The sequence below is a fragment of the Candidatus Villigracilis saccharophilus genome (assembly GCF_016711665.1).
Map to the genome: position 1 here is coordinate 42,167 of NZ_JADJSO010000071.1, position 24,813 is coordinate 66,979.

A 24,813-nucleotide genomic window follows, 5' to 3' on the forward strand; every position below is an offset into this window, starting at 1 on the left:
TGCTCTGCGGGGGTTTTAATTGCCCACTTTTTCCCGTTCTCAGGTATAATTTTTATAAAGGGAATAAATGCAGAATAACAAGTCTGATTTGGATGATGGTAATCTGGACTTTGTAGATCAAAATGACACAAAGCTCAGTAATACCTTTTCTTTATTTCATACAAAAGAAGAGGATGTTCTTGATTCAGACCCGGAAGTCATACTTGAGCCTATTCACTCCGAGTCATACGACCTGAGTTACACGTGTCTCCTTATTCCCCGTTTTCCTGCGCATCAATTAAAAGGGGATTTAGTAGAGTATTTATCACAGTGGCTGCAACAGATCTGTATTTCGTATGGCTGGCGACTAGAGTTCACCACAGTCAATCCTGAATATTTCCAATGGGGAGTGCGTGTAAATGCTTCAGTTGCCCCCTCGCAGTTTATGCATACTATACGAAATGAAACTTCAAAATTCATTCTCTCAAATTTTGGGCGTATAGCACAAGAGAATTTGTCCAATGATTTTTGGGCGCCTGGTCATCTGGTCGTGCTAGGAATACGCCCCCACCCCAACGAAATGATCGTGCAATATATCCGCTTGATGCGCCGACAGCAGGGTTTATATACCCTGTGATATTTGGGAATCATACAGGCAGAAAACAAAACATCCAAACAGGATTCTACAAATGTCCAACTTGACAATAAAGAGGGTGGGCGAATTATTACGTAGTGTATTCGAAATCCTGTGGGACAAGCCGGACGGATTGACAGCAAAAGAAGTATTATCGCTCATCCCCATAACCAATCAATTAAGCGAGGATGAATTAAGATATTCCTCCAAATCGAATTTACCGCGTTATGAAAGAATTGTGCGGTTAGCTACGATTCCACTTGTGCACGCAGGGTGGCTGTTAAAAACTGAAAAAGGACGCTGGTACATTACCGAAGAAGGCTATCAGGCCTGCAGAAGGTTTGTTAATGTACAAGACTTTTACAAAGAGGCCATGCGCCTTTATGAAGCGCGCAAACAAGCAGTTCCCGAAAGCATAATGGTTATGGAGATCGCGCAGGAAGCTGCATGGGGGCAGATCGAAAGCCATTTACGTCAATTACACCACACCAAACTTCAAACCATGCTTGCCGAACTCTTGCGTGCAATGGATTATCACCCTTCATGGATCGCGCCGCCTGAAAAAGAACGCGGTCACATTGATCTGATTGCATTCGTAGATCCAATTGGCGCGAAGGGACAAAGGATCATAGGGCAGATCAAGCACAGAGGTCAGGCGGTAACATTGGAAGGCATCAGAAGTTTCCTGTCCACCCTGGGGCCAAATGATTATGGCGTGATCTTTTCCATCGGCGGTTTTACAAATGAAGCCATGCAGGCACTGGCATCCGGAAACTTCCAGAAAATAACATCACTAAACAGCGGCGCCTTTTTCGATCTGTGGAAGCAGTACTACAACCAATTAAACCGCGAAGCACAAGATCTACTACCTTTAAAAATAATTTACTTCCTTTCCAAAGATCAATAGAACGTGAAGATTCCTTAATCATGGCAAAACAAGATTTTCACAGCAAATCATTCAAAGAAGGGATTGAAATCCTGACGGATGAAATTAATCTTGCCATTCACTGGCAAAGACCGAGCATTTTGCTCGCGATCCACAAATCAAAACCGGAACAGATCAAAGCCCAAAAGGCTCTTGAAAAAGAAATTATAAAATGGGATCAGAAAGTCAAATTGATCAAGGCAACGGGTAAAACAGATGTGATCGACGCAATATGCAAAACAAAAAATCACAATGAAATTGTTTTTTTTGTATCAGAGCTGGGGATTGTAGGTGGGCAAGTGAACGGCACGATTTTTAGCGCCCTTAACATGCACAGAGAACTTCTGGTGGAACAATCCATCCGCGTTGTGTTCTGGTTGACAGAACTTGAATCGGAAAGTTTGCCGCACCTGGCCCCAGACTTTTGGGCGTTTCGTCACCGTGTCGTCGAGTTTTCTGCAAGCCGTGGAACAAAGAAAGCCGCCCAGCACGGGTGATTTTAATTAGCGCCATTCCAATTCATTAAAAATATGCAACTACCCATTATTAAATTTGCTGCTGGTTCCCACGATCGCCCTGCTCATCGGCGCTGTTTTTCTCTTAAACAAGAAAACCGCCGACGCGATCAGTCTTTCAATTATCGCAAGTATAGTTACCGTCTGGGGAATATCATACTATCTTTACAAATTGCCAGAGCCGTTTTTTTCCCTGCGGGTATTAACATCCATAAACTATTTATGCCTGGCAATTGCAGCAATGGCGCAATTCTATTTTTCGCTTATCTACACCAATCGCATAAGCTGGATGAATAACCGCACTCGCTGGATGCACAACACCGCGATGATTTTTTTCTTTTTGGCACCAGCAATCCTTCAATTCGCATTTTGGACCGAACCCCTACGTTCCATTTTTTTTATTGGCGAAAACAGTATTGGAAAACAACTGAATTCGATCTATATTATCAGCATTCTTCTCGCATGTAATGTATTCTTAATTGACACTTTCGCTCGCAAACCGAGTATCCATTTTTTTCGTTCCGGGACTATTATCATCGGCGCCCTTCTTCCTTTGCTAAGCAGAGTATCAACAATATTTGGAGTCAGCACGGAAACTGACATCCTGCTTTCCATGGTATCTTTCTCACTGGCGCTCATTGGCTTTTCATATGGGATTTTCAACAGGCATTCAATTGAGACAACCCCCATTACACGGGATTTAGTAGTTGAAGGCATGGATGACGGATGGATGGTAGTTGATCACCGCAACAGAGTGATCGACTTGAACACTGCGGCAGAGGAAATGATCGGGTTATCCCACGAAAAAATCTACGGAGAATCCATAGATCAAATTCTGACTGATTGGCCCAACATTCTAAACTCCACCAAAGGCAATAAAGAAATAGAAATGCGTCGAAGCGTAAAATCCAAAAAGGATTGGCGCTACCTTAATATTCGCATTTCCAAATTGACAGATCAAAGTGACGCAGACTTCGGTCACCTCATCCTTTGGCGAGATATTACAGGACGTAAACTGGCAAATGACGCGCGTCAACGGGCGCGCGACGAACTGTTCGTTCTCCTGAATGCGGTATCAAGCGCAGCCAGCCGCTCGATAAATTTAGAGGAATTTTTATCCGAATCCAGCTATCAGATCGTATATTCATTCCGCAGCCAGGCAGTTGCAATTTTCCTGACCGAAGAAGGCGATGGCTCTCCAGCAAGACTTACTTTAAAATCTCAATTTGGGCTTGCGCCCGATCATAATAAGATAATAAAACAAGAATCGATCGCCGCAACCATATATAAATGGCTGATGCACAATGAGGGAAACCATCCACTCATTGTGGATAAATTCAATGATTCGATAGATGTTACAGCCAACTTAAATAAATTAGGCTTTGATTGCGCCGTACTCATTCCGTTGATCATTTCTACAGAACATGAGAATACAGTGATCGGCTGCATTTGCCTGGGGCGGAATGAGAACATCACCTACAGTGAAGATGAAGTGGTTCGACTCACCACCATCTCAAATCAAATCGCAACGTTGATCGACAATAATCGCCGACGACAATTCGCGATCGCACTTTCAGAGCGTCAGCGGCTGTTACGCGACCTGCACGACTCTGTGAGTCAAAAACTGTATGGGCTGGTCGCTCTGACTGAGGCAGCACAAGCCGGAATGGAAGCAGGATCCGAAATCGCCCCCTTGCAAGTCCTAACCCGCATCGGAGAAAATGCACGACAAGCCGTAAAAGAAATGCGTCTCTTTCTATATGAAATGCAGCCTGTGGATCTTAATGATGGATTGGTTTCCTCCCTGCACCATCGTTTGGCTGCGGTTGAGGGACGCGCCGACATCAAAGCCCGGCTGCTCGCAGATGAAAACATCCAGCTGACAAAAGATAAGGAAATTGCCCTATATTACATTGCACAGGAAGCATTGAATAATATTCTTAGGCATGCACATGCAAAAAACGTCTCCATCGGATTAAAGCAAACCCGCCAAAATGTTATACTTACAATCACAGATGACGGGCGCGGGTTTGACATCAAAAAAATAGATCAGGGCGGATTGGGGCTTCCAAATATGAAGGAACGTGCCATACAGGCAAACGGAAAGTACAAGATCACATCCGCACCTGGCGCGGGAACAAAAATCTCTGTAACAGTCGGCAGAAAGGAATAATTTTATGAAGGCAATACGCATTCTTGTAGTAGATGATGAAAGCGTGGTGCGAGATGGAGTGGTTACGATCCTTTCATTTCAGCCAGACATGAAAGTTGTGGGCGAGGCCGAAAACGGAATTAAAGCCGTGGAGATCGCTCGTCAAGCAAAGCCCGATGTCATCCTTTTGGATTTAATGATGCCAAAACAAAGCGGTCTGGAATCCATTCCAAAAATAAAACACGTTTCTCCAGATTCGCGAATTTTGGTATTGACCAGCTTTGACGAAAGCGACCTGGTTTACCAATCCATCAAGGCCGGAGCGTTGGGGTTCTTACTAAAAGATGCGACACGGGTACAGTTATTGCAGGCGATCCGTGATGTTGCAAAGGGGCAGGCTTCGATCCAACCTTCCATTGCAATGAAAGTCATCAATGAAATAGATCATCCTGCAGAGTTGATCTACACAGCGAATCCTTTGACACCCCGGGAACTGGAGACCTTGAAATTTATTGCGCGTGGTTTAAGCAACCAAGAAATCGCAAATTCGCTGGTTGTCCATGAGAGAACGGTGGCAAAATATGTCAGCAGCATCCTGAACAAACTCCATCTAGCCAACCGCACCCAAGCGGCTTTATATGCAATCAATGAAGGTCTGGCCGAGTCAAAAAAATAAGTTCGAATCATTGGTATCAAACCATAATCCAGCCCGCGCTAAAATGCGCGGGTATTTTTTTAAGTCATAGCAATCATATGACATGTGCATTTTTTTACTCGCAATCGTCATGGTCATTTTTACCCATATAGGCATCGCAATTTGGGCAACTTTCGCTTGCGGAAACACCTGTTTTGTAGGTTTCGTAATATGTGCTTGATTCTTATAATACTTCTATAAACAACTTGACCCAGAATTCTTTTCAGGAGATCTAAATTGTTCCTCGGACATCACCTTAGCGGGTTAAAAAATTCAAATCATCTAACTCTTCCTTCCAATTGGCGAAAGTCGATTTTAGGCGGAGTTTACTTAACCCAGGGATTTGATCAAAACCTGCTTATTCTTACCGAAAACACATTTGGAGAGATCTATTCGCGGATCACTTCCTTAAATATCACAGACCCGCTTGTCCGCTTACTGTCTCGAATGTTTCTGGGCGAAGCCGTGTTTTTAGAAATTGACGACAAAGGCATAATCACCCTGCCGCCCAAGCTAATGGAATATGCCAGACTGACCGTTGATTTTGTCATCGTCGGGCAGGGAGAATATCTTGAGGTTTGGTCCCCTGACCAATGGCGCATGCAACAATCGGAACTGAACGACGCACAAGCCAATGCGCAAAGATTTTCCGCGTTCACAATTGCCATCCATTAAAAACGGCAAACCATATCCATCACATAGGTAATCGCCATGAATAAAATCCGTATTCTCGTTGTTGATGATCAAAATGTTGTACGCGAAGGAATGGTTGCAATTCTTTCACTCCAGCCAGACATGGAAGTTGTTGGTGAAGCTGAAAATGGCCTGCAGGCAGTCCAGATCGCACGAAAAACGAAGCCCGATGTAATCCTGCTTGACATGGTAATGCCATATCAAGATGGCTTGGCCACCATTCCAAAGTTAAAAGAGATCTCGTCAAACTTCCGCATCCTCGTCCTTTCCAGTTTTGCAGAAAGTAACCGGGTATATCAAGCCATCAAAATTGGGGCATTGGGCTACATGTTAAAAGATACACCGCGGGTGGAACTCCTGCAAGCCGTCCGTGATGTAGCCAATGGTCAGGCTTCCCTGCATCCATCTGTGGCGATGAAAGTTATTCAAGATTTTAATAACTCAGCAACAAATGAGAATTCAATCAGCGAACATTTAACCCGCCGTGAAATGGAAACTTTACGCCTGATTGCACGCGGCTTGAGCAATCAGGAGATTGCCATGACTCTGGTTGTCCATGAACGGACGATTGCCAAATATGTCAGCAGTGTTCTCAACAAACTGCATGTAACCAACCGAACACAAGCCGCTTTATACGCCATACGTGAAGGAATGGCCGCCCCAGCAAATTAGGAAAGTCGAAACGTTCATGACCAGAGTTGGGATATAACCACCTACCCATCCCGTCTTGTCTGGTCATTTTCTCCCCATAAAAGAACCAATGTTTTCGGCTATTGAATCAACATCTAGATTTATATAATACTTTCAACATCTGAACAGAGGATCAATGAGCAATTTTGAATATCTAAAAGCGACAGAGTTTGACAGAGCCTGGCTAAATTTTGAGCTGGATCTACCTCTCAAGCCCGCGCCTGGCGGAAAGGCCAATCCCTTCTATATCAACCGCCCTGGCAACCCCATCAACGAATTGATCGACGCTCTGCTCGCGCCTTTTTACCGCCCTCCGAAGTTCTTCTTTTCCGGTCATCGCGGCTGCGGAAAATCCACCGAACTGCTTCATCTGTTAAGCAACAGCGACATTCAAAAAAAATATTGGCCGATCAACTTTAGCATCCGTGAAGAGACCGACATCATCGACCTTGATTTCCGTGATGTCCTGCTTGCCATTGGCAGCCGCCTTTTTCTTGAGTACAGAAAACAAGGCGGCGAACTCCCTGATCAGCTTCTCAAAGAATTAAATGGCTGGCAGGGAAAAGTGGAACAGCAAATATCAACCATCCTGAAAGGACGCGTCTCAGATTATGAAATCGGCGCGTCCATTGCGGCATTCTTTGTGAATGCCGGGTTGAAAATGAAACTAGAGCCGGCCACCCGCATCGAGTTAAGGCAGATCGTTGAGAAGGATATAACCGGTTTAATCGCGATCATTAATCACATCGCTGCGGCCATCTACAAACAGGAACACCGCATTCCTTTAATCCTGATCGATGACATGGACAAGCCCGACCTTGACCGAGCCCGCGCCATTTTCCACGACCACCGTGAGATCATGCTACAACCCAACTGCGCCATCGTATACACCGTATCAAGCGCACTCTTTTACAGCAAGGAATTCGATGCCATTCGCGATCAAGCCCTCTTCCTGCCGAACATTAATCTGCGCACAGCAAATGATTCAATGCAGCATCTTCAAGAAGGGTATCGTATCCTGGAAAAATTCGTGACAGTCCGCATGGACGCCAAGTTGATCCAGCCGGCAGCGTTGAACCAGGCAATCACCTATAGCGGCGGTGTTTTCCGGGAACAGGCCCGTATTATTCGCACAGCGATCGGGCGCGCCAGACGGCGAAAAATCACCCAGATCGAAGTGGACGATGTTGAATGGGCAGCGAACGAAATCCGCAACGAGTATCGACGCATCCTGGATAAGGATGACTTAAAACTCCTGAAAATCGTGCACGATAGTAAAAGGCTTGAATATAGCGACCGCCTCAGGGCGCTGCTTCAAGTGCTCGCCCTGCTTGAGTACCGTGATGAGGAAAACTGGTGTGATGTCCATCCGGTCTTGAGGAAAATGCTATGACCGCCCCTGGCATGGTTCAGCAAGCGGAATTGAACATATTTGATGAGCGCGTTGATCTACTTTTCAACGAGTTTGAGCTTGCCGTCAAGTGGGACCGACCGGCCGCGCTTCTAGCAATTTGCAACTCAGAATATGTTCGCGCTAACGCTGAAACCGCCCTTGAGAATTTTTTGATCCAACAAGGGCAAAAGATCATCCATATCCAAATGGATGGTTTGCCAGATTCCAAACTCATCTCAATTCTTCAGAACTATCCCGCAAGCGGACATGTCTTCTTCGTCAATGGACTCAATCAGCAACCCGGCGAACAAACAAATATTTTTATTAAACTTGGCAATCATCAAGATATTTTAAGCGAAAGAAAAATACGGATCATCTTCTGGCTCACACAAAACATGATCACTGAATTACTGCGTACCGCCCCGGATTTCTGGGAATACCGCCAGCGCATGATTGAACTTCCAGACGAACCAAAAGCAGATCAAATGCTGCAAACAACCATTGAATCGGTCTGGCAAGGCATCGGGGATTACTCGGAGCAGTTTGAAAATACGGAAGACAAGATCAACGTGCGCGAAACCTTCCTCAGCGGCCTGCCAAAGAATGATGAATCAACCTCCACGCGGGCAAATCTTCTGCTGACACTAGGCATACTCCATTGGCGTAAAGGCGATTACGAAAAAGCAAAAGTGAATTTACAGCAGGCAATTCAAACGGCCGCCAAATTGGAAGACAATTTTTTTGAAGCTGAATGTTTCAATGCCATCGCCCTGGTCTATTTCGGTCTTGGACAGAACGACGAGGCAATTGCCGCTTACAAACAGGCGATCGCGATCGCACCCGAGCACATATTCGTCTGGAACAACCTCGGCAATTTGTGTTTGAAGATCAACCGAAACGATGAAGCCATGCTGGCTTTTCAAAAAGCGCTAAAAAATAACGATAAAGACCCGGTCGCATGGACCGGCCTTGGTGCAGTGTATTACACAATCGGCTATTTGGAAGAATCCATCGCAGCCTACCAGATCGCCATTCAATACGCACCAACATTGGCCCGCCCATGGAATGGACTTGGGGATACTTATATACGCGCCGGACGCGATACCGACGCCGCTGCCGCCTACCAAAAAGCCATCGAACTTAACAAACGATTCGCCGCTTCATGGCTGGGATTGGCAGATATATACCGCAGGCAGGAGCGCAGTAAAGATGCGATCAAAATGTTTCAACGAGCTTTGAATATAAATCCAAATGATCATCGGGTCTGGAACGACCTCGGATTAACATTCCTTAAAGTCAACGCTTTTGAAGAAGCCGCCCAATCTTTCTCGAAAGCAAGTGAATTGGACAACGGGTTCGGCTGGGCCTATTGCAATCTGGCATTGGCCTATGGCAATCAAGGGAAACACTCAGAGGCGATCAATCTGTGCAAAAAAAGTTTATCCGTCTTTACAGAAGATTGCGACAAGGCTGTTGCCTGGGACCGTCTGGCTGGTTTCTATCGCGCCATAAACGATTATGACCTGGCAGTGCAGGCTTATCAAACAGCAGACAAATTAAAAGACCGCAACGTAATCGTCCAACCGAATTCCACGCCAGACTCACCCAAGCCTGCGTCTACCAGAAAAACCGATATTCCTTCTGAAGACTCTCTTATTGCAAAAACAAAAATATCGGCAACAATTCAAGAAGTAAAACCTATCCTAAAAACCCGGCAGGAAGAACAAGATTTTGACGAATGGACATTTGACCCTGAAACAGCGTACCAAAATACAACCCTGTTTACCGCCAATTCAGAAAACCTGCCCGCTAACAATCAATCAAAAGAGGAGCCACTCATGTCAACTTTTTTTTCACACCCTATTCTTAAAACCAAACCTGCACCAGAAACACTAAAAAAACAGCCCCAAACAACCTTATTTGATAATGAAGAGGAAATGACGGAATCTAAAAATGCCGTAGTTTGGAATGAAAAGGGAAATATCCACTATCAAAACGGATCGTATAAAGACGCCGCCATCGCCTACAACAAGGCCATCGAACTCGATCGTTCTTTTGGCTGGCCGTACAGCAACTTAGCCCTCACCTATCTGACACTGGGAAAATACGCGGAAGCCATTCTTCTCTACCAAAAAAGTATTTGTCTGCTCAAGACAAATGAAGAAAAAGCCGCCTCGTGGAACAGCCTGGGCAACATCTACCGTCAATTGAATAAGTATGAGAACGCCTTGAATGCCTATCAAAATGCTGATGAAATAGATCCTCAGAATGCGGGCAGGCGCGATAAAGCGGACTTTGCCTACTCTGAAACCAATTCGCAAAACGCACAGGTCTGGTTTGAACTCGGGAACCTGTTTTTCAAAGCCCAATCCTACAACGAAGCGGTAAAAGCCTACACGAAGTCAGTCAAAATTGACGAAACTTCAGGTTGGGCACATAGCAACCTTGCCATATCACTTGTATTCCAAGGCAAACATCGAGAGGCGATCCCGGTTTACCTTAAGAGCATAGAACTCTTCAAAAATAACAAAGATAAAGCGGTTTCATGGAATCGTCTTGGAAATGTGTATCGCAGAATGAATGAATACGACAATGCCAAAAAGGCTTATCAAAACGCGATCAAATTATCAGAAGAAAAAGCATCCTTGCTCACACGCACCCGCTTCAGCCTGCTGGGCAATTGTTATTCAAATTAATTAAACAAGCCAATTATTACTGGAGGCAAACATGTCAGAACATGAATTCTGGAAAGATATCGGAAATATTTCCGAGGCGATCATAAGTTACCAGAAAAAGAATGCGGAGTTTAATGACCGCTTCATCAAGCCGTGGCTTGGTTTAGGGAATCTCATGGATCCAGGGAACCGTAATGAAGATATTGCGCAGGCATACAAGCATGCGACACAAATCGATCCAGACAATGTTCAGAATTGGATCGACCTGGGAGATGTCCATTCCAGGGCTGGCGCATACGAAGAAGCGCGCATTGCCTACCAAAAAGCTATCGACCTCGCCCCTCATGCTGGTCAGCCGCTTAGCAGCCTCGCGTATACCTTATCGCTGCAAGGGAAATACGAAGATGCCATCCCACTTTATCTGGCCGGTATTGAACTGCTTAATGAGACCAAGGAAAAAGTAACTTCGTTGAATCGTTTAGGCGAGGCTTATCGCAAACTGAATGATTACGAAAAAGCCTTTTTATCTTTTCAAGAAGCGGACCTCCTAGATAGCGGCAAAGCAGGCACAAACGATCGCTCACAAGACTCGTCCATAAAGACATCAGAAGAAAAAATAACGGCAGCGGATACACAACAAGCAAGAGGAAAGGATGATAACGAGGACCCGCTTACATCCCTCGAAACCATCCTGTCTCAAGATAATAAACCTACCACCGAGGTTGTTTTATCGGTAACCGCCTCCCCTATTCAAGAGGATGCAAACGAAATCGAAATTCTGGCACAAGAAAGCGAGGCAATAGAAGTACCAGCCACGGTCGAGGTCAAAGTGGAAGAGATGCTTCCGAACTGGCTTTCTGAAGATCATAAAAATCAACTAGCTTCCCCTGCGGATGAGCCAAAAAACTCACGCATACCTGAATGGCTGGTCATTAATAAAAATGAACCCGAAATCAGAGCGACATCGAATGACGCAGACAAGGTCAAAGCTGAGGTATTGGCAGATCAGTTCAACGGTCAGAGTGACGCGGATATCAAGGCACAGGAAGTAAACTTTTCAGCGGAAACCGTCAACATGAAATATTCCGCCAATGACGCATCAAAAAATCAAACTGGCGAGATGGCATATGAAGAATATTTAAAGGATGTTGTTGAACCCGTAAATATTTTATCTGATCATGTAGAGGAAGTTCAACATCAGACATCGCAAACCAAGTTAAGTAAGAGCAGCGAAGAATTACTTGAGATGGAGACAAAAAGCGCGCAGGTCTGGAATGAATTGGGCAATGTGTACTTTAAATCCGGTTCTTATGACGAAGCGATCGCCGCTTACAGCAAGGCCATCGAATTGGAAAGGCAATTTGCATGGCCCTACAGCAACCTGGCCTTGGCGTACGTCCAAAAAGGCTTTCTGGCTGAAGCGATTTTGTTATATCAACGCAGCATTGAACTGTTTACATTGGATAGAGAGAAAGCTTTGACATGGAACCGACTTGGCAATGTATACCGTCGTATGAACGATTACAGCAACGCGATTGCCGCCTATCAAACAGCAGACGAGCTTGATCCTGAAAACGCCAAGCAGTCTTTGCGCTCAAGCTTTGGCCTGTTGGGCAATTTACATGCAGAACAAAAATCCAACCATGTTTCCTGAGCGAGGTATTCAATGAGCAATCATGAAACCTGGAACGAACTTGGCAACTTGTATTTAATGAACGGCGCATATGAGCCCGCAATCCATGCTTATTTACGGTCGATTCAATTGAACAATAAATTTGGCAGGTCATACAGCAATCTGGCACTGGCATTCGTTTACACAGGCAAATATTCGGATGCAATCAAACTGTACCGCCGCAGTATTGAATTGCTGCCAGACGCAAAAGAGAAAGCCATCACCTGGAATAGGCTTGGGATCCTGTATCGTCACATCAGAGAGTATAAAAACGCAATGGAAGCGTATCAACAGGCAGATGTTCTCGATCCGCAGCTAGACGAACCAAGAAACGGAGTGGAACTTGATATCAAATTTCCACTTACTGTATCGATGCCGTCGCTTGATCTTAATAGGCTCCTAGATGAGAACCATCCGTCTCAGAAAGTGGAGATGAGCACACTGTCGAGCGAAGCCCCCGCGCCACTCCACCCCGCCAAAGCACGGACCGCCGCTCAATGGCTTGACGATGATCTTGTTCCGCTTGACATTGAAAAAATAAGACAAGAAATGGAGTCTAAGCAAGCGGTCATTAAAACTCCAGCCAATGAACAAGGAAGCTGGGAGTTTAATGATATAGCGGATGCAAGCTTGCCTGAAAACCTGGCGGTCAGAGAGGACGAATCCTCTCAAAGTGAAGAAACAGTTACAGATAGTCAATCTCAGAAATTCATTAAGTCTGCACCTGAAGATATGATCGAAGATGAAATTGGGCCAAGCAATCGGGGTGGGCCTCTTTTGCCGGAACTATCACCCGAAGAGTTGAAAAATATCGAGTTGGATATTGCCAAATACAGAGCCGAAACGATCAACAATCCTCGAAATGTAACCGCATGGGAAAGATTAGGTGACGCATATAAATCTGCCGGCATGTATAAGGACGCCATTCAAGCCATAAAAAATGCTATCGCCAACAATTCCACAAAGCCCTCTTACTACTACCGGCTGGGATTAATCTATGCCGCTGAAAGAAGAGAGGCGGAAGCCGTCCTTGCCTTTCAAAAAGTATTGGAATTAAACCCGAAACATACGCTGGCTCATGCTTCACTTGGCAGCCACTATCGGAAAATGGGAATGGATGAACAGGCTCAGATTCACATAAAACAAGCCTTGAGCACCAACCTTGCGAATGAAAACGAATATAACCGGGCTTGTCTCGAGGCTATTTGTGGAAATACCGACCGCGCAATCGAATTATTGCAAATTGCAATTCAAACCAAGCAGACTTATATCAATTGGGTTCGAAACGATCCTGATCTTGATTCATTGCACGACGATGAGCGCTTTAAATCCCTTATCACTGCATACGCGACAAGCGTTTAAGGCGCATCTGCGACTGGCCAGGATATGATCCTGCTCAGAGTCGCATGTATGGAAAAACTATAGTGCATCACCTCCCCTTTTCGGCAGCATATACGGAAAGGGGTCTTGATTTAATGTAGATATTGCATAACACGGATTTTGCAAGGATTTTTCAAAAACCAATCCCTCGTATTCCAGATATGAAGTTTTATTAAAAGGTCGCTGTGTTCTTGAGATACAGAGCAATACCACCTTGTAACATGTATATTGTCATAAAGAAGAACCTCTACAACTTCAACTATTTTTGTATTCTTCTGGTAAGGATCGAAAAAATCCTTTTACCACTACTCACAGGTGATACGCCGTTTAGACACGTTGTTTACTATTTTTTCTCGGTGACTCCTTAACTCTGTGACTAAAAAATGTTTAGCCAATCGCTGACGACTAAAAAATTCAATTATTTTTATCCTGAAATAGACGGTTAAAAAAGCCGTACAGATGACAAAATGCGACACTGCATATGGGCAAAAATGAGCATATCAATCACCAAGTTGTTCGGGTAGCGCCTCATGAGCTTGCCAGATATGATAGCAGCATAATTATTTAGCAAGGAGAGGCACCATGGCAAAGATTTGGGAACTACTGGATCAAACATATTCTTATATTGGAAAAAAACGATACGCAGAAGCTCAATCTGTACTTGATAAGATCCTATACGCAGACCCGCAAAATGTGGAAGCCTGGGATGCTTATATACACATCTGCACAACAAGGCGAGACCTGGAAGGCTTGAAGAATTATATTGCCAGAGTCTGGGAAACACGCGTACGGGACGAGGATTATTTACAGGCCACACAACGTTTCATCCTCCAACGTGTGGATGAAAAAATGAGCAGTTTGTAATCCCCATCTACCAACTTCGGAGCTAAAGCAATGCCAATTTCCGCCCATCTACTTAAACGAGGTTATCAACTGATCGATTCGGGTCAGCTTCAAAACGCTGAAATGGTGCTGGATGCTGTTGTGCGCGCCGATCCTAAAAACGTTATGGCGTGGAAAGCCTACTTGAAGATCTACCAGTACAGGAACGATCTGGACTGGCTCATGGAGCGAATAACAAAAACCACAGAATTAAGCGACAAGGATAAAGAGGATATTTGCGCTTACAAAAATTATCTAATTCAAGGATTAAGCGAGCGCAAATTAACCTCCAATGAAGGAAATCCCAAACGGACGCTTTGTTTTGATCAAGCACACGAATCTCTTGAAGCCGACAGAATCATATTCGAATTAATCGATGAATTTGATTATCCCGCCCGTCAGATCGAACGCGAAAAGAGAAAAAGTTCAAGGAAGATTTTTAAGTACAATATTCCGTACTATGTCTGGCAGGCAATTGCTCTATTTGCAACATTTTACGCTGGTATTCGTTTGCTTGTATTAGGGTCGATATTTGGGTATTTTTTGATGGGAGCATTCATATTTGGAGTAATTTATTGGACAAGAAGCTTTAATGACCGTAAGACTGTCCCCCCTCTGGATATCTCCCGCGCCTATTCCTTGAGACAAAAAACGATTTATTTATTATTAACAAGTCCGATGTACCCGCAAAGACGGACAATCATGAGAATGAAAATAAATCCATTCGTTATTTGGATAAATAGTATGGGTTTGCCAATCCAAATGAGCATTGCAAAAAGAGGGTAAACCTTCCGTCCCTACGAGACCACCAAATTTAATTTCAGTTTACCGAATTAATCGATTCTGCTTTAGAATCAACCTAGGATGATAAGAAAAATCTTCGGCAGACTAGTCAGGTTTCTAAAGCACCCGATCGGCGTGATATTAGCGACAAACGCGGTCTGGTATGTGATCGTGCGAGCCGCGCATATCCCATATAACATTTACGTCTATGCCGCATTAATCCTTGTAGATCTGGCTGCGGCGTATATACTGCTTGACCGATTGGTTTACTTTTTTGCCCAATTCGTACTGCCAATTCAAAATGAAAATTACAGGGATGAAATCTATTCACGTGTAAAGAATTTTGAAACGGGCATGCGCGGTCCCGCTCTCTTTATAAAGAACGGACGCGTCATCATGCATAAGGGTGAGGAAAGCAAACGTGGCGCAGGCGTGATCGTGGTGGATACTGCCAGCGCAGCGGTATTGCGCACGGATACCGAGATCAAAGACACTGTCGGTCCGGGGGTCAAATTCACAGGCGGGAATGAATATATCGCCGGAAGCGTGGATCTTCGCTCACAGTGGCTGTTTATCGGTCCGCAAACTGCCGACCAGCCTTTCTTAAATCCTGTGCCGACCAGCCCCAAAGATTACAACGAAATGCAAAGCCGCCGCCATCAAACCAGCGGATTGACGCGCGATGGATTTGAAGTCTCCCCCACTATCAGCATCAAATTCAGCATCAAGCGACCAAAAGAAAAAAATCCGACCGAAGGCGGGGTAATCTCGCAATACGGATACGATCCAGATTCCGTCCGCAATGCCATCACGCGTGAAGTGATCGAATTGGGAGCGTCCGAGAATAAAAAAAACCGCATGGATTGGAACCGCCTTCCCGCACATTTGGTCGTGAATGTTTGGCGCGAATACATTCGTAAATTTAAACTCGGAGAGCTGTTCGCGCCTGGTGATACCAGCGGATTGCAAACCATTGAAAAAATGATCAACAAACGGGTCAGGCAAAGCAGTGTGGAAGTGCTTGATGATACGGGCGGAAGAACAGGGGAATGGCTGGAAAGCCTCGAATTCAAACAACTGCAATCACGCGGACTCGAGATCGTGGACGTGCGCATTCATAATGTGCTCTTCGATCCGGATATCGAAAAACAAACCATCGAGCAATGGAGTGCGGAGTGGTTGACAATCGCCAAAAAAGAAGAAAAGTATCTTAAAGAAAAAGAATCGCTGATTGAAACTGCATCACTGGAAGAGGCCAGCAAAAATTTTGCACGGATCGCATCCAGACAGTTTAGCGGTAAACCGACCCTGCCGCAGGAAAACCCATTCAAGACATTACAATTGTTGATTCTGCCGCTCAAGGAATTCATGCTGAGCGAAACCAACGCCAATAAAAACTATGAGACGGAATTAAGGAAACTGGACGAGATTTGGAAATGGCTGTTGGATAACAATCCCCTGAACAACAACTCCCTAGGGATTGACCCTGATGGCACATTTGATGATTCGCAGAGCGTGGGATAAACCATGAAAAATAATAACCCCCGAAACAATTTTGCGTCCCTGATCTTCGGCTTGACAGATGAAAGTGTAGCAATCAGGAATCGTTGGCGCGGTGTTGTTGTTATGGCGATCTGGCTTGTTTTAAGTGGTTTGACCATGGTGCTCACGATCTTCAGCGTACCGGAACGAATGCATAAAGCGATCATCATTGGCATGAGTCTGGTCAAGTACATTCCTCTGTTGGTTGTGGTTTACGCTCTTTCTAAAAAATTAGCGGGGCGTTATCTCGACGATGTTTATGAATTTCACAACGAAGAACTCGCCTCCGACTTTCTCGAAGAAGTAACATTTGGTTACGGGCATCAAAGGATCACGATCAAGGAGGGCAAGATCTCCGAAGATGATGAAAAATCATCCCTCATTTTGATCGGAGGGCCGGGTGAGATCCAGGTCAACCTGGATAGCGTTGCTGTGTTGGAAAAAGTTAACGGGGAACCAAAGGTCATTTATCCGCGAAATGAACCGTGGAAACTTGGCAGGTTCGAGCGCATCCGCGAGATCGGCAAATTTGACGAACTCGGCAAGCGCGAATACGCGATCATAAACCTGCGTGACCAGTTCGTCAGCGGTCTTGCGGTCAAGTCGCGCACCAAAGACGGCATACCTCTGGAAGCAAACGGCATAAAAGTAATGTTTAGCCTGCTCCGCAGGCCACAAACTAAGGATGACAAAGTTCAGGGGGACGCATACTTGTTTGACGAAAGTGCAGTTCAGCTGCTTGTTTATCACCAGACGATCATCACACCCAGCCCCGCCACCCCATCCGGAATCACCTTCCCGTGGGATACAACCATTGTCCCCCTCATCATTTCCGAGCTGGAAGATTTGATCAAATCACGCACACTAAGCGAGATCCTCGCAAGCATCAGCCAGAAGGAAGTGGACAACGCGTCTTTCAACGACCAGACCATCGCTCAAATGCGCGTGGAGATGACAGGCCAGCAGACCATCCCTGGCGCGAGAAGAGAATCCCCCGCGCCAAAATTCGAATCACGATCCAAAATCACCGCTCAATTCTTCAACAAAACCTTTAGAGAAAAAGCCGCCAAACTTGGCGTTTCCATCGAATGGATCGACATTGGCAATTGGCAGCTTCCGAATACTTTAATCCTTGATAAACACAAGGAAGCCTGGGCTCTTTCACGTGAAAACGCCAAGAAACGCGCCTCAGTGGAACACTCAGGAAAGCGTTATGAAAATGTAGAGGTCATGAATCTGATAAAAGATGTCGTCATCACAAATTATGAAAAAGCCAACACCTCACGTATCCCCACTAATAAGGGGACGTCCACCAGGGAATCGGATAATACACAGGAATCATCAGTTTCATTCGATCCTGAATCCAGAAAACGAAATATCCAACAGGCAGAGGTTAAAAAAGACGCGACCGTCATTGCGCAGGAAATACTAAGGGCCTTCCGCAAGGAATTAATCGCGGGAAAAATAAAGATCGAGAACGACAATAGACCGATGGAAGAAAAACAAGAAGAACTTGCCAGAATCGAAAAGGCATTAATAAATATTTCCCACCTCACACCCCACTACCTAAAACCCTCATGAAAAATCCCAACATCACACTCACTCCTGAGATCGCGCGGGCGCTCAATTTTGGCACGCCCGTTGTAGCACTTGAATCCACCGTCATTACACATGGGCTGCCGCAGCCGCAAAATCTTGAACTGGCGCGCGACATGGAACAACAAGTCCGCGATAACGATGCGACCCCCGCGACGGTTGCGCTGTTAGACGGAGAAATTCGCATCGGTCTCTCAGATGAGGAATTGGTACGGCTTTCTGAGTCAGACTCTGTGCTGAAAGTGAGTCACCGCGACTTCGCGACAGCCATCCTCAAAAAGAAAAATGGCGGCACCACAGTCGCAGGGACAATGTTTGCGGCGCAACTGGCGGGTATCAAAGTCTTCGCCACAGGCGGGATCGGCGGCGTGCACAAGGAATCATCTTTTGATATTTCCACCGACCTGCGCGCGCTGGCTGAGATTCCCATGATCGTTGTCTGCGCTGGCGCGAAAGCGATTTTGGACCTGCCGGCAACACTGGAATATCTTGAAACGATGGGCGTGCCTGTCGTCGGCTACCAAACGGATGAATTCCCCGCGTTCTATTCCCGCGAGAGCGGACTGAACGTCAGCGTGCGGTTGGATTCGCCCAAAGAGATCGCGGACTTCGCGCGGGCACATTGGGATCTCGGGATGCGGAGCGCCGTCCTCGTGACGAATCCTGTCCCTGAAACAGAAGCCATCTCACAGGTCGAAATGGAACCGATGATCCTACAAGCGTCGGAAGAAGCGATCGAGCAGGGAATCCACGGACAAAAACTTACTCCGTTCTTATTGGGACGAATCAGTGAATTGACAGAGGGGAAATCTCTGCGCACGAATCTGGCATTATTGTTGAACAATGCGCGTCTCGCAGCGCGGATCGCGGCTGAGATGACCATCCCAATCAAGGTCAAAGCAATTTAGAGGCGACATGAAAAACGAGTTCACCCTGACAGTTACAGTTCACGCAAAAGCAGAAACAATTTATGAAGCATGGCTTTCCACTGAAGGACATAGCGCCATTACAGGCAGTCCCGCGAAGGTGGATGGGACAGTGGATGGCGATTTCGCTGCATGGGACGGGTATATTCAGGGTATGTTTTTAGAGTTGGAACCAAACCGCCGCATTTTGCAAGCATGGCGCACCGCGGAGTTTCCCTCCGAAGCGGAAGACTCGTTGGTGGAAATTTTATTGGAAGAAGAACACGGCAAAACCAAACTGACTCTCAAGCATTGGAACATCCCCGAAGGACAGGCGGAAAGTTATAAAACAGGCTGGGAAGATTTCTACTTCAAACCCATGAAGGTTTATTTTGGGTAGAAGTTATAACCCAGAGTAAATCAAATTCACACATCCAACCCCTAATTTCTGGGATAAATATGAAGGATTGGTCTCCTCAAGCTGGCTATGTACATCAAGAAGATCGGCGTGCGGCAGGTATTGTCAACACGCTTATTTACACATCGCTGGTTACCTACGTCGCGGTTATTCTTACATCCCTTGTCTCGAGTGATTGGAAGTTGATCAGCGTGACATTGGTCGGCGGTGCTTTGCAATTGATTCCATTCACCCTGGTCAGGCATGGATATTTACGCGCCGGCAGTTTGACGGTTGTCCTGAATGCGATTTGCACGGTGACTGTGATCGCCACTGTCGGACAGGGTATTAATGATCTGGCATTGATCGCTTTTCCCATTATTTTTATTTTTTCAGGTCTGACGCTTGACCGCAAGTATTTCAGGATCAGTGTTGGATTTTCCCTGATCGCGGTCTGCTGGCTTGCTGTCGGGGATGCGCTGGGATGGTTCACCCCTGCGTCTCTGGATTTCGAAAACTCACACTGGGTCGTGCTGAGTATGGTGTCTGCGCTTCTGATCGTGGCAGGCATCGCTGTGGATCTGCTCGCCGAGAATATGCGCAACAATCTCGATCAGGCGCGGCAGGAGATCGTTCAACGCCAGAAGGCAGAAGAGGCGCTGCAAAAAAGCAACAATCGTTTCAGTCTGATCATGGACGCGACCCAGGACGGGTTGTGGGATTGGATCGTTGAATCAAACGACAGCTACTTCAGTCCGGGTTATTACCGCATGCTTGGGTACGAGGTTGGTGAGTTTCCCATGAACAGCGAAGCCTGGCTGGAACTGATCCACCCAGGCGACCGTGAACATACCCTGCGCGTGAACATGGATTGTATCGAAGGCATAACAGAACAATTTGAAGTTGAATATCGAATGAAGACCAAGTCCGGCGAATGGCGCTGGATCCTGGGACGGGGAAAGTGCGTTGAACGGAACACTCAAGGCCGCGCGCTGCGTCTGCTCGGTACTCACATGGATCTGACAGACCGCAAACATGCTGAAGACCTGCTTCGCTATCAGGGAACACATGACTCTTTGACGGGTATCTACAACCGCTCATTTTTTGAAGAGCAGCTGATGCGTCTTGAAAGAAGCCGCGAATTCCCAGTCAGTATCGTTATGGTTGATGTGGATAAGTTAAAAATAACCAATGACACCCTCGGCCACGCTGCGGGCGATGAGTTGCTGCGGGAAACTGCTGATCTGCTCAAATCAGTATTCAGGGCAGGAGATGTGCTGGCAAGGATCGGGGGGGACGAATTCTCCGCTTTGTTGCCCTCGACAGAACTGGCTACGGCTGAAGAGATCACTACCCGCATCAAGGAACGGCTGATGAACCACAATCTTATGAATCCAAACATGCCTATTCACTTATCCATCGGCGCTGCAACTGCACAGACCCAGGATATTTTCGAAACATTCAAGATCGCCGATCAGCGTATGTATGCTGATAAAGCTGCCCGCAAATTGAACGGAAGCAAGTAGCTTCGGTGTAAAGGTCTGGAAAGAGGTTACCCATGTTAGTCTCAATAAAACGATGGCTGGAGCCGCCATCAATTGAAGGCGATGAAGAAAAAACGATCCAAACACGGATCGCCAATACGCTCATGCTCTACCTTGGCGCAGCGCTCTTAATCATTATCTTTATTCTCATCCCCCTGTTCGCCTTCCAAAAAATCGGCAGTTGGATATTATCCATCATTATGTTCTGCGGAATTGCGGCAGGACGTTATTTTCTCTTCAAAGGGAACTACCGCCTGGCAACCGTGATCGTGTTTTCGATCATCTATCTTTGCATCCTGGCTATGCTGATCCTCTCAGGCGGTAATTCTGGCACAGCGATGTTCTATTTTGCGACCGTGGTGCTGGTGGCTGGTTTCTTTTTGGAAACAGGTGTGGTGAATGGCTTTACCATCGCAACCTTCCTGATCGCGGTAGGAGTTTCGTTCCTTCAGAATCGAGGGCTTGTCAGCCTTCCGATCATATTCAAATTCAATTCCGCCTTCAGTTGGGTCGCGACCGGCGTCGGTCTGTTGTTCATGATCCGTACCCGTGACCTTTTCGTAGGGAATCTGAAAAATGCGCTGAGACTCGCCCATCAACAGAATTTGACCCGCCAACAGATGGAGGCGCGTTTTCGCGCCGTGGTCGAATATAGCGGCAACGGCGTTGTTTTCATGAACGCTGAGCGAAAGATCAATTATGTCAGTCCCGCGTATCAGCAATTTCTCGGATTCACGCCGGAAGAAATGACCGGACATTTCGGTCCGGAGTATATCCATCCCGAAGACCGTGAATTCACCGGGCGAAAGTTCGCAGAACTTTTACAGACACCTGCGGCCACTGTCATCATCGAATATCGGCTGCAACGCAAAGACGGCTCGTATTGCTGGGTCGAAACAACCGCGACCAATTTGTTGGACAACCCGGATGTGCAGGCCGTTGTCTTGAACCAGCGCGATATCAACGAGCGCAAACTTATCGAAACCCACAATCGTATTATTGCTGAAGTGCAGGAGTTTCTTCTGCACCCGTGCGAACTTGAAGAAATTTACGGGCTTGTTCCTGAAAAAGTTAAGCAAATGATCGGAGACGGCATTACCGCCAGCGCGATCCTGGATGAAAAACAAAAAACCATACGCATGGGTTCCTATCATGGCGTGGATATTCCCTTTGAGAAAATTTTGTCAGTGATCGGATTTGATCCCTGGCAAAAGGAATTCCCACTGGACGCCATTACAGATAAAGCATTGAACATGTATTACTACAGCAAGCTGGTCATTGTGGAAGACGGCTTATACTCGCTCCTGACCCGCATCGTTCCAAAACCAGCCTGCCTGTTGATCGAAAAACTCCTGAGGGTACAAAAAATTTACGGCATGGGGTTTGTTCATAAAAATGAACATATGGGCGGGCTGGTCATTCTCGCCCGCAGCGATATCACCCCCCACATTGCCGCCATTGAACAAATTGTGAACCTGGCAACCATCGCCATCGAGCGTAAGCGCGCAGAAATAGCGCTCAATCAAAGTGAAGCCAAATATCGTCGTATGGTGGAAACAGCAAACGAGGGGGTGATGGTTTTAGACCGCGATTCGCGCATGACCGGGGTCAACAAGCAGGCGGCATCCATGCTTGGCTACTCAATTGAAGAATTGATCGGGCAAAAATTTGAATTGCTTCTTTTCACTGAGGATCTGGAGGATCACCTGACGCAAATGCAAATGAGAAAGCAGGGACAAAGCTCTGTTTTTGAACGATGTTTTCGCCGCAAAGATGGCAGTAAATTATGGACAATTATTTCAGCAACAACGATTACCGATCATGAAGGCAACTTCAATGGTTCGTTCGGTATGCTCACAGATATCACCGAGCGTAAACGCTCTGAAGATCAGCTTCGGAAAAGCGAAGCAATGTTTCGCGCAGTGGTCGAGAACAGCAATGACGGCATTCTTTTTGGGGATGCCAATGCCGTGATCCACTATCGCAGCCCGTCCTATAACCGCATCAACGGATATAGCGATCAGGAACGGGTTGGTCACAGCGGCTTTGAGACCGTACATCCAGACGATGCGAAAGACCTGCGCGCTTATTGGGCAAACTTGATCGCACATCCGGAAATATCCCACAAAACCGAATACCGTATTCGCCACAAAGACGGCACATGGCGTTGGATCGAATCCTCCGGCCAAAACCTGCTAAACAACCCGGATGTGCAGTCTGTCATTATCAATAGCCGCGATATTACGGAGCGTAAACATTCGGAAGACGCACTAAAGCAAAGTGAGCTCAAATACCGCGGACTCTTCGAAGTTAACAAGGATGGAATTTCCATTTTTCTGGTCGATGCGCAAGGAGTTCCCAGCACATTTATCGAATTCAATACCGCCGCGCACCAAATGCTCGGCTACACGCGCGATGAAATGCTTGGATTATCACCGCAGATGCTCGAACCGAAGACGACCCTGGAACAATTGCAATTCAGGGAATCCGAATTTAAAACCAAAGGGATCGCAAATTTTGAAACAGCCCTCTTGCATAAAGACGGGCATCTGGTATCTACCGACTTCACTGCGCAGTTGATCCAATACGAAGGTAAGCCGGCCGTCATGAATATTGTGCGCGACATCACCGAGCGCGAACAATATGAAAACGAATTGCAAGCCATTGCCACTTTGAGCGCGGCATTACGCGCCGCACAGACTCGCGCCGAAATGCTCCCGGTGATCGTTGAACAATTAATATTCCTGCTCAATTGTGAAGCCGTCACCATAGAGATCATTGATCCGCTGACCGGGGACTCTGTCACCGAAGCGGCGTTTGGAATATGGAAACCGCTGATTGGCGTACGGCAGGAAAAAGGCACAGGCATCAATGCGATCATCAGCCAGACACGGCAGCCCTGGCATACCAACGATTTAAATCATACTGAGAACTTTGCCCACCCGGAATTTGTCCACAAAGGTATTCATGGGGGCATCGGCGCGCCGTTGATCGCACAGGATAATCTGATCGGTTTTGTGTGGATGGGACGCCAAAATGAGGTTGCAAACTCCGATGTGCGGCTACTCTCGTCCATAGCCGACATTACTGCGAACGCTATTTATCGAGCGACTCTGCACGAACAAGCTCAAAAAGACGCGGCCGACCTTACCCTTGCATACGATACGACTCTGGAAGGCTGGGTGCAGGCGCTCGAATTGCGAGACCACGAAACGGAAGGTCACACACGCCGCGTAGTGGAAATGACGATTGATCTCGCTAGAAGTATGGGTGTCAGTGAAGATGAGGTAATCGAGATTCGTCGCGGCGCTCTTTTGCATGATATTGGCAAAATGGGAATTCCCGATTCTGTGCTGCTTAAACCGGGTACTTTGAACGAGCGTGAATGGGAGATCATGCGACAACATCCTGATTATGCCTACAGATTATTAACACCGATCGAATATTTGCGTCCGGTATTGGATATCCCATATTGCCATCATGAGCGCTGGGATGGCACAGGCTATCCGCGAGGTTTGAAGAATGAAGAGATCCCATTGGCGGCGCGCATCTTCGCCATTGTGGATGTATGGGATGCATTGACCTCGGATCGGCCATATCGCCTGGCATGGTCAAAAGAAAAGGCGCTCAAGCACATCTCAGAGCAAAGCAATAAACATTTTGATCCAGCTGTGGTGGAAGCATTCTTAAAGATCGTCTGATCAGGATCATTTAATGGAATAAACAATAATACAATTTACAGTTCCCATTTTGAAAGCGTAA

19 protein-coding genes are annotated in these 24,813 nt (G+C 46.4%); all 19 read left to right on the forward strand.

Features of this window, described 5'->3' with window-relative positions:
• The first annotated feature begins 67 nt into the window (after positions 1–67).
• The 19 genes from IPL17_RS22390 (at position 68) to IPL17_RS22480 (ending at position 24,752) form a co-directional block, all read left to right on the forward strand.
• Positions 68–616: a transposase gene (locus IPL17_RS22390; protein ID WP_345309310.1), complete on the forward strand. Its 549-nt coding sequence runs from the start codon at positions 68–70 to the stop codon at positions 614–616.
• A 52-nt stretch (positions 617–668) separates the two neighbouring features.
• Positions 669–1,520 (forward strand): restriction endonuclease, encoded by an 852-nt coding sequence (locus tag IPL17_RS22395; protein WP_345309311.1) that lies wholly within the window; start codon positions 669–671, stop codon positions 1,518–1,520.
• On the forward strand, positions 1,433–2,035 hold the full coding sequence (locus tag IPL17_RS22400) for a hypothetical protein (RefSeq protein WP_345309312.1): 603 nt from the start codon (positions 1,433–1,435) through the stop codon (positions 2,033–2,035). Before IPL17_RS22395 ends, IPL17_RS22400 begins: the two co-directional genes overlap by 88 nt.
• Positions 2,036–2,090: 55 nt before the next feature.
• Complete coding sequence (locus IPL17_RS22405) at positions 2,091–4,226, forward strand: histidine kinase N-terminal 7TM domain-containing protein (RefSeq protein WP_345309313.1); 2,136 nt, start codon at positions 2,091–2,093, stop codon at positions 4,224–4,226.
• A 4-nt stretch (positions 4,227–4,230) separates the two neighbouring features.
• The gene (locus IPL17_RS22410) at positions 4,231–4,881 is read left to right on the forward strand and encodes a response regulator transcription factor (protein ID WP_345309314.1); all 651 of its coding nucleotides are present in this window, start codon (positions 4,231–4,233) and stop codon (positions 4,879–4,881) included.
• 255 nt (positions 4,882–5,136) lie between these two features.
• Positions 5,137–5,574 carry a hypothetical protein gene (locus tag IPL17_RS22415; protein WP_345309315.1) on the forward strand — a complete coding sequence of 146 codons (438 nt, stop codon included), beginning with the start codon at positions 5,137–5,139 and terminating at the stop codon, positions 5,572–5,574.
• 36 nt (positions 5,575–5,610) lie between these two features.
• Positions 5,611–6,264 (forward strand): response regulator transcription factor, encoded by a 654-nt coding sequence (locus IPL17_RS22420; RefSeq protein ID WP_345309316.1) that lies wholly within the window; start codon positions 5,611–5,613, stop codon positions 6,262–6,264.
• 154 nt (positions 6,265–6,418) lie between these two features.
• Positions 6,419–7,675: a hypothetical protein gene (locus IPL17_RS22425; protein WP_345309317.1), complete on the forward strand. Its 1,257-nt coding sequence runs from the start codon at positions 6,419–6,421 to the stop codon at positions 7,673–7,675.
• Complete coding sequence (locus tag IPL17_RS22430; RefSeq protein ID WP_345309318.1) at positions 7,672–10,371, forward strand: tetratricopeptide repeat protein; 2,700 nt, start codon at positions 7,672–7,674, stop codon at positions 10,369–10,371. The genes IPL17_RS22425 and IPL17_RS22430 overlap by 4 nt, the downstream gene beginning before the upstream one ends.
• Positions 10,372–10,402: 31 nt before the next feature.
• Positions 10,403–12,004 carry a tetratricopeptide repeat protein gene (locus IPL17_RS22435; protein WP_345309319.1) on the forward strand — a complete coding sequence of 534 codons (1,602 nt, stop codon included), beginning with the start codon at positions 10,403–10,405 and terminating at the stop codon, positions 12,002–12,004.
• 108 nt (positions 12,005–12,112) lie between these two features.
• Positions 12,113–13,384, forward strand: coding sequence for a tetratricopeptide repeat protein (locus tag IPL17_RS22440; protein ID WP_345309320.1), 1,272 nt, complete (start codon positions 12,113–12,115; stop codon positions 13,382–13,384).
• A 600-nt stretch (positions 13,385–13,984) separates the two neighbouring features.
• Positions 13,985–14,266, forward strand: a complete 282-nt coding sequence (locus IPL17_RS22445) for a hypothetical protein (RefSeq protein ID WP_345309321.1) — start codon at positions 13,985–13,987, stop codon at positions 14,264–14,266.
• Positions 14,267–14,296: 30 nt separating this feature from the next.
• Positions 14,297–15,070, forward strand: a complete 774-nt coding sequence (locus IPL17_RS22450; protein ID WP_345309322.1) for a hypothetical protein — start codon at positions 14,297–14,299, stop codon at positions 15,068–15,070.
• Between the two features lie 78 nt (positions 15,071–15,148).
• The gene (locus IPL17_RS22455; protein ID WP_345309323.1) at positions 15,149–16,591 is read left to right on the forward strand and encodes a hypothetical protein; all 1,443 of its coding nucleotides are present in this window, start codon (positions 15,149–15,151) and stop codon (positions 16,589–16,591) included.
• A 3-nt stretch (positions 16,592–16,594) separates the two neighbouring features.
• Positions 16,595–18,190, forward strand: a complete 1,596-nt coding sequence (locus IPL17_RS22460; RefSeq protein ID WP_345309324.1) for a hypothetical protein — start codon at positions 16,595–16,597, stop codon at positions 18,188–18,190.
• A complete protein-coding gene (locus IPL17_RS22465; protein ID WP_345309325.1) occupies positions 18,187–19,113 on the forward strand; it encodes a pseudouridine-5'-phosphate glycosidase in 927 nt (308 codons plus the stop codon). The genes IPL17_RS22460 and IPL17_RS22465 overlap by 4 nt, the downstream gene beginning before the upstream one ends.
• Positions 19,114–19,120: 7 nt before the next feature.
• A complete protein-coding gene (locus IPL17_RS22470; protein ID WP_345309326.1) occupies positions 19,121–19,510 on the forward strand; it encodes an SRPBCC domain-containing protein in 390 nt (129 codons plus the stop codon).
• A gap of 59 nt (positions 19,511–19,569) precedes the next feature.
• The gene (locus tag IPL17_RS22475; protein ID WP_345309327.1) at positions 19,570–21,033 is read left to right on the forward strand and encodes a diguanylate cyclase; all 1,464 of its coding nucleotides are present in this window, start codon (positions 19,570–19,572) and stop codon (positions 21,031–21,033) included.
• A 32-nt stretch (positions 21,034–21,065) separates the two neighbouring features.
• Entirely contained in the window at positions 21,066–24,752 is a 3,687-nt protein-coding gene (locus IPL17_RS22480; protein ID WP_345309328.1) for a PAS domain S-box protein, read from the forward strand.
• Positions 24,753–24,813: the final 61 nt, after the last annotated feature.